Here is a 6,783-nt window from a genome sequence, read left to right as displayed (position 1 = left end):
CCCAGATTTGCTTTTTTCCGCTACCGCCGATCGTTTACATCAAAATTATCGAGCGGAGCAAATGCCGCACAGTGCAGATTTGCTCGCGGCCTTGCGCAAAGCCGGCTGGCCGGTAGTCGTTTCGGGAGCTGGCCCCACTTTGTTGCTTTTTGCCGAGGTGCCTGATGCACTCGCCCGCACTATCAGTGAGCAAGGTTTTACATTGATATCTTCGCGCCCGGCCGCGGGTGCGCAATTACTCTAAAAGGCATCTTTAGCTGTAGGGAATGGCACATAACAGGATTCAGTGCTTATTTTATTTTTTCCTTTAAATGTGCAAGAATATGAAGCAGGCAAGAGTGAATCTAAATAAAATTCGATTCGCAGCGTATTCGGCTTATTCCTAGAGGATGGCATATTCTTGGAGGATATTTAATAGCCGCTTTGCCTCAATATCACTTCCGTAATTTTTAGTGATTAGTAAAAGTAATATTTGCATACCTTATAGAGGTACTTAGCGAAGGAAAGTAGTGAGCGAAAACTCCCAGAAGTCCGGCAATTTAGCTGGAAAACTCTTACCGGAATTAAAGAAAATGGTGGCAGAGCTCGGTATTAAGATGCCGCCCCGCTCCCGAAAAGCTGATTATATTGCCGCTTTAGAAACGCATATGGATTCGAGTGTCTCGGCGAAGGCGCCGCGGGTTTCGGTAGAAAAAGCAGAAGATTTAGAAATTTCTGCCGATAAGCAAGCGGCTTTAGAGGCGATTGGTGACGCTGCTGCGCGCCGTGCCCAAGCACATCGAAATAGAGATAATAAAGAAGATGCTGCGGGGGAAGAGCGTCCGCAGAATAAGCGGGAACGCCACCGCCGGGATCGCGCGCGGAATCGCAACGAGAAGAATCGCGATCGGCATACCGAGGCAAATGCGCGGTTAGAGAAAAACTACAGCGCAGATGATAGTGACTATGAAGAAGAAGAGACTTTAACTGCGGCAAATGGCAGTGAAGAAGTACTGCTACCGGTGGCGGGAATCCTCGATCAAGCCGGAAAAAATGCTTATTTGCGCACGGGTGGCTATTTGCCAGGCAAGAATGACGCCTATGTGTCGCAGCAGGTAATTAAGAAATATGGGCTGCGGCGCGGCGATGCCGTATCCGGTTTCGTGCGCCCAGCAAAGAATAATATGCGCCGCGGGCAGCGGACTCATAAATATAATCCGCTAGTGGAAATCAAAGCTATTAACGGGCTCTCTCCGGAAGAATCGGCCGAACGTCCGGAATTTAATAAACTGACGCCGCTTTATCCGCAAGAAATGTTGCGGATGGAAACTACGAAAAAAGGGCTCACCACGCGCGTAGTTGATTTAATGGCTCCAATCGGAAAAGGGCAGCGCGGGCTGATTGTATCTCCGCCTAAAGCGGGAAAGACCATTATTATGCAGCAGCTGGCAATGGCAATTGCGCATAATAATCCGGAGGTACATTTAATCGTGGTGTTGGTAGATGAACGCCCCGAAGAAGTTACCGATATGCAGCGCCTCGTAAATGGGGAAGTAGTGGCTTCCACTTTCGATCGGCCGGCCTCCGATCACACCATAGTGGCGGAGTTGGCAGTCGAGCGTGCAAAGCGGCTGGTGGAATTAGGGCAAGATGTAGTAATTTTGCTCGATTCCCTCACCCGGCTTTCACGTGCCTACAACTTAGCAGCTCCAGCTTCTGGGCGTATTCTCTCAGGTGGAGTGGACGCAGCGGCGCTCTATCCGCCGAAGAAGTTTTTCGGAGCAGCTCGCAATATAGAAAACGGCGGCTCGCTCACTATCGTGGCTTCAGCACTGGTAGAAACGGGCTCGAAGATGGACGAAGTGATTTTCGAAGAGTTCAAGGGTACCGGCAATATGGAGTTGCGCCTTTCGCGCGAGCTGGCAGATCGGCGTATTTTCCCGGCGGTAGATGTAAATGCTTCGGGCACTCGCCGTGAAGAACTTCTCTTCAGCCCAGAAGAGCTGAAGATCGTGTGGCATTTGCGGCGCGCTTTGGGCACTTTGGATGTACAAGGTGCTTCGGACTACCTCCTCAATAGAATGCGCAATACCGAGTCCAATAAAGAATTTTTAATGTCCATTGTGCGTGGTATGCAGAATGCAGGTGAGTGATTACTCACCTAGCTGGAAAATGCCAAAAAAAAGTGTTGTAATATACCGTCGGCTTCTGGTTCACCGCTAGCCGTTTTCGGAAGTGGACCCAGAGCAGAAAACGATCCAAGGAGTAATAATGAAGCAGGGAATTCACCCCGAATATACAGATATCCATGTCAGCTGCACCTGTGGGAACGAGTTTGATACCCGTTCTACGCTGGAGCGCGATCATTTGCGGGTGGATGTATGTTCTGCATGCCATCCTTTCTACACCGGTAAGCAGAAGATTCTGGATACCGGCGGGCGGGTAGCACGCTTCGAAGCCCGTTACGGCAAGCGCAATAAGTAGTTTTGTATTTTCGAACGCCGGTACTATGGTACCGGCGTTCGGCATATAAAAATGTAGTTAGCAAAGCAAAGGCAGAACGGTGGAAGAGCAGAGAGTAGATGTGCAGGCGGAGTTTCCGGCAGCGGAAGTCATATTGGCTGAATATAAAGATATTGAAAAGCAGATGGCTTCTCCGGAGGTATTGGGAAAGCCAGAAAAGTTGCGTTCTTTGGGTCGGCGCTATGCGGAACTAGGGCATATCGTTAATCATTACTTAACTTGGCAAAAGACCCGGCAAGATTACTTAGATATGCAAGAAATCGTAGCAGCTGGCGGGGAAGATGCAGAGCTCTTTGCTCCCGAATTGCCGGCTTTAGAAGAAAAGGTGGCGGAGGCCGCTACCGCTTTGCGCGATGCGCTTATTCCGCGCGATGCCGACGATTCTCGTGATGTAATTCTAGAAGTCAAAGCAGGAGAAGGCGGAGAAGAGTCAGCTCTTTTCGCCGGAGATTTATTGCGGATGTATCAGCGCTATGCGGAAGGGCGGGGCTGGAGTACCGAAATCCTCTCTGCCAATCTCACCGATATGGGTGGATATAAAGACGTGCAGCTCGCTATCAAAGCGAAACAAGTGCCGGAAGATCCAGCGGCAGGAGTCTGGGCGAGCATGAAGTTTGAGGCAGGCGTACACCGAGTACAGCGGGTGCCAGTCACAGAATCCCAGGGGCGTATCCACACTTCAGCTGCCGGAGTACTGGTATTTGCTGAAGTAGATGATCCCGGAGAAATAGAGATCAATGATAATGATCTACGTATCGATGTATATCGTTCGTCGGGCCCGGGCGGGCAGAGCGTAAATACGACTGATTCGGCAGTGCGTATCACCCACCTTCCTACGGGAATAGTGGTGTCGATGCAAGATGAAAAATCTCAGATCCGTAACCGCGAAGCAGCTATGCGGGTATTGCGGGCGCGGTTGCGCCAGCAACAGTTGGATGAGCAGGCAGAAAAAGAAGCGGCGCAGCGGCGTTCGCAGGTGCGTACCGTCGATCGTTCGGAGCGAATACGTACCTATAATTTCCCGGAAAATCGGATTTCCGATCATCGTACTGGCTATAAGGCTTATAACTTAGATGCGGTGCTAGATGGCAATCTGCAAGAAGTAATCGATTCGCTCATCGATGCCGATAATGCCGAACGGCTAGCGCAAGCAGCGGAAAATGAGTAACTTTTTACCGAAAGTTGCGTAGATGTGCGAGCAGGAATGGCACGAGCAAGAATGGCGCGAGCAAGTACAGCGGGCGCCACAATGGCAGGAATTGATTCGCGCCGGAGTAGCGCAGCTGGCGGCCGCTGGGGTGGAGAGCACTTTCCCGCAGGTAAAATGGCTGGCGGAAGCAAGTGCAGAAAAATTCCCGGAATCTTTTACCGCTGCGCGTAGCTATTTTTTTCACTTACTAACCCAGCGCGCTCACCATGTGCCATTGGCACATCTCCTAGGAAAAATGTGGTTTCGCTACTTGGAATTAGAAGCGCGCCCGGGAGTTTTCATTGTGCGCCCGGAGACGGAGCTGGTGGCCGAAGCTGCTTTGAATTTTCTCGCTAAGCGGGAAAATCCGCTGGTAGTCGATCTATGTAGTGGATCAGGTGCGATTGCTTTGGCGCTAGCTACGGAGTGCCCCCGCGCTAAAGTATACGGGGTAGAGATATCTGCTATCGCCTACGAATCAGCTCTCCGTAATAATGCTCGCTACGGGAATCCCGTTATTTTCTTGCAGGGTGATGCTCGCACTGCACTGTGCGAGCTAGCTGATCAAGTGGATTTAGTAATCACGAACCCACCTTATATCCCTGGTGGGAGAGAACTGAGCCCAGAAGTGCAAGCTGACCCAGAAATTGCCCTCTTCGGTGGCGGAGAACGCGGCGAAGAACTGCCCCGGCAGTTAATTGCGCATTCTGCGCAGCTCCTCAATCCAAGCGGGGCTCTTATAATGGAGCATGACGATACGCAGGGAGCAGCACTGCGCGCAGAGGCAAAAAAGTTTTTTTCGCAGGTACAGACTGGCCAGGATTATAACGGGCGGGAACGTTGGCTCTATGCAGAGGGTATCGCCAAAGATGCGGCAGTGAGCTCAGAAAATTCGGCGAGGCAGCTGCCCGAACTTCGTAAATCTGAGTAGGATATAGGCGGGAGGAAAATATGCAGATATGGGATTGCCAAACCGCGGAAAAGCGTTCGGCCGCAATTGCCCAAGCGCTGGCATCGATAGAACGCGGAGAAGTAATTTGCCTTCCTACAGATACGGTATATGGCATTGGTGCTGACCCTTTTAACGCCGGCGCAGTGAACGCACTTTTAACTGCTAAATCGCGCACGCGCCAGAAGCCTTCTCCCGTGCTGGTAGCCAATATTGGGCAGGTCCTAGAGCTAGTGGCTGATTTTCCCGATCCTGCCCGCGCTCTTGCCGCGGCGTTTTGGCCAGGCGCTCTGACGATGATTTTTCCGGCTCGCCCTACCCTGGGTTGGGATTTAGGAGAAACGCACGGCACGGTAGCTTTGCGAATGCCCAACCACCCTTTCACTCTTGCTCTTTTAGAAAAGACGGGCCCGCTTGCCGTCACTAGTGCCAATAAGAGCGGAAATCCACCGGCTCTCCGCGTCGAAACGGCGCAAGAGCAGCTCGGGGAAGCGATAAGTCTCTATCTAGACGGTGGAAAATCTCCGGGGGGCACGGCTTCGACTATTGTGAGCTTTTCGGATACTGCGCCGCAATTACATATTCTTCGCGCCGGAGCTATTTCGGCGGCAGCGCTGGCAGAAGTTACGCAAATGGAGGTAGTGGAGTGAGAGTATATCTGCTGATTATGCTCTTCGCAGCGGTAATCACGTACCTCCTCGTACCTTTAATACTGCATATTGCACTTTCCGTCGGAGCTATTACACAGGTGCGGCAGCGAGATGTACACAAAGTGCCGATAGCCCGGTTGGGGGGTACCGCAATGTACCTAGGGCTACTTATCACTTTTGTGCTCGCTTCTCAGATTCCTTTTTTGCAGGATGTCTATTCTCCTAACTCGGCTGCCTGGGGAATTGTGTTCGGTTCTGGATTTATGTGTCTGGTCGGCACAGTTGATGATATTTGGGAATTGAATTGGTATACGAAGCTGGCGGGGGAGATTCTCGCCGCCGGAATCATGGCTTGGTTTGGAGTGCAGCTAATCTCCTTACCTTTCCTCGGTATCACTATCGGCTCGGAGCGTTTTACTCTTATCGGCACAATTCTGGTAGTAGTGGTAGTGGTGAACGCCGTCAATTTTATTGACGGATTGGATGGCCTCGCAGCGGGAGTAATCGGCATCGCTGCCTGCGCCTTTTTCTGCTACGCCTACTATCTAGTGCGGATATCTTCACCGGGGGATTACGCCTCAGTGGCTACTGCGGTGGTGGCAGCATTGGTGGGTGTATGTGCCGGATTTTTGCCGCATAATTTTCATCCCGCGCGGATTTTTATGGGGGATTCCGGGGCTCTTATGCTCGGAGCGGTAATCAGTGGGGCGGCTATTCTAATTACCGGGCAGATAGATCCGGCGAATGTAAATATGCGGGTAGCGATGCCCGCCTTTATGCCACTCCTAATTCCGGCAGTTATTCTCTTAATCCCGCTCATAGATTTTTCTTGGGCGGTAGTACGGCGTTTACGCCAAGGGCGTTCTCCTTTTATGGCTGATTCTGGCCACTTGCACCACCGGTTACTTCGCAGAGGTCATTCACAAGTGACGGCAGTTTTAGTGCTTTATCTCTGGGCGGGAGTAGCTTCTTTTTCCGGAGTTATATATACGATTTTTCCCTATTCTTGGGTGCTAGCTCTGATAGGAGTGGCAATACTGGGCAGTATTTACTTGACCGTCCAAAAATTCTCAGCAAAACACAACTCCGCAATCGCAGCTGATTCTACATCTGCATCTGATTCTAAGCTCACAGCTACCTCTGTGCCTACAGCTGATTCTACATCCGGAGTTGTTCCCCAACGAGAAATATCTACTGATGTCTAATAATTTCCATTTTCACCGCCGGATACCTGGAAAACGGCGCGATGCGGGAGAAATTCTGCGTCTAGTTTCCCTTATTTCCACCGGCACCTGTTTCTTATGTGCTGCCACGGGCGGAATTTTGGGAATAATTTTTGGAAAGCCTCAGCTGGGAATCGGAGTAGCAATCGGTCTTTTTGCCGTGTGTATTTCTAATATATTTTCGTGGATATTCGAGGCACATATTACGGCTAAATTCCCGAAATACAGCTGTCTCTTATACACATCTGACGCTGCCGACGAAAGCGTATG

7 protein-coding genes and 1 pseudogene are annotated in these 6,783 nt (G+C 51.0%); all 8 read left to right on the top strand.

Annotated features, from left to right (window positions below; genetic code table 11):
• Positions 1 to 244: pseudogene (locus Q0X35_RS05545) on the top strand (homoserine kinase); the annotation flags it as partial.
• Positions 245 to 509: 265 nt separating this feature from the next.
• The gene (rho, locus tag Q0X35_RS05540; RefSeq protein WP_297566360.1) at positions 510 to 2,132 is read left to right on the top strand and encodes a transcription termination factor Rho; all 1,623 of its coding nucleotides are present in this window, start codon (positions 510 to 512) and stop codon (positions 2,130 to 2,132) included.
• A gap of 118 nt (positions 2,133 to 2,250) precedes the next feature.
• On the top strand, positions 2,251 to 2,463 hold the full coding sequence (gene rpmE, locus Q0X35_RS05535; RefSeq protein WP_073996676.1) for a 50S ribosomal protein L31: 213 nt from the start codon (positions 2,251 to 2,253) through the stop codon (positions 2,461 to 2,463).
• Positions 2,464 to 2,563: 100 nt separating this feature from the next.
• Complete coding sequence (gene prfA / locus Q0X35_RS05530; protein WP_297566362.1) at positions 2,564 to 3,670, top strand: peptide chain release factor 1; 1,107 nt, start codon at positions 2,564 to 2,566, stop codon at positions 3,668 to 3,670.
• 22 nt (positions 3,671 to 3,692) lie between these two features.
• Entirely contained in the window at positions 3,693 to 4,622 is a 930-nt protein-coding gene (gene prmC / locus Q0X35_RS05525) for a peptide chain release factor N(5)-glutamine methyltransferase (protein ID WP_297566357.1), read from the top strand.
• 20 nt (positions 4,623 to 4,642) lie between these two features.
• A complete protein-coding gene (locus tag Q0X35_RS05520) occupies positions 4,643 to 5,290 on the top strand; it encodes an L-threonylcarbamoyladenylate synthase (RefSeq protein ID WP_297566355.1) in 648 nt (215 codons plus the stop codon).
• The gene (locus Q0X35_RS05515; RefSeq protein ID WP_297566352.1) at positions 5,287 to 6,495 is read left to right on the top strand and encodes an MraY family glycosyltransferase; all 1,209 of its coding nucleotides are present in this window, start codon (positions 5,287 to 5,289) and stop codon (positions 6,493 to 6,495) included. Before Q0X35_RS05520 ends, Q0X35_RS05515 begins: the two co-directional genes overlap by 4 nt.
• A partial coding sequence (locus tag Q0X35_RS05510) for a hypothetical protein (protein WP_297566350.1) occupies positions 6,488 to 6,783 on the top strand: 296 nt, incomplete at its 3' end. The genes Q0X35_RS05515 and Q0X35_RS05510, both read left to right, overlap by 8 nt.

Origin of the sequence: uncultured Arcanobacterium sp. (genome assembly GCF_947253055.1) — a bacterium.
Taxonomy (GTDB): Bacteria; Actinomycetota; Actinomycetes; order Actinomycetales; family Actinomycetaceae; genus Arcanobacterium_A.
The sequence above is the reverse complement of the archived record's forward strand: the minus strand, read 5'-3'. Positions and strand labels throughout refer to the sequence as shown.

What these genes read in the sequence shown, in the direction of transcription:
- Q0X35_RS05520 (WP_297566355.1), top strand. Translation starts at nt 4,643, where the DNA reads ATGCAGATATGGGATTGCCAAACCGCGGAAAAGCGTTCGGCCGCAATT.
- rpmE (WP_073996676.1), top strand. Translation starts at nt 2,251, where the DNA reads ATGAAGCAGGGAATTCACCCCGAATATACAGATATCCATGTCAGCTGC.
- prmC (WP_297566357.1), top strand. Translation starts at nt 3,693, where the DNA reads ATGTGCGAGCAGGAATGGCACGAGCAAGAATGGCGCGAGCAAGTACAG.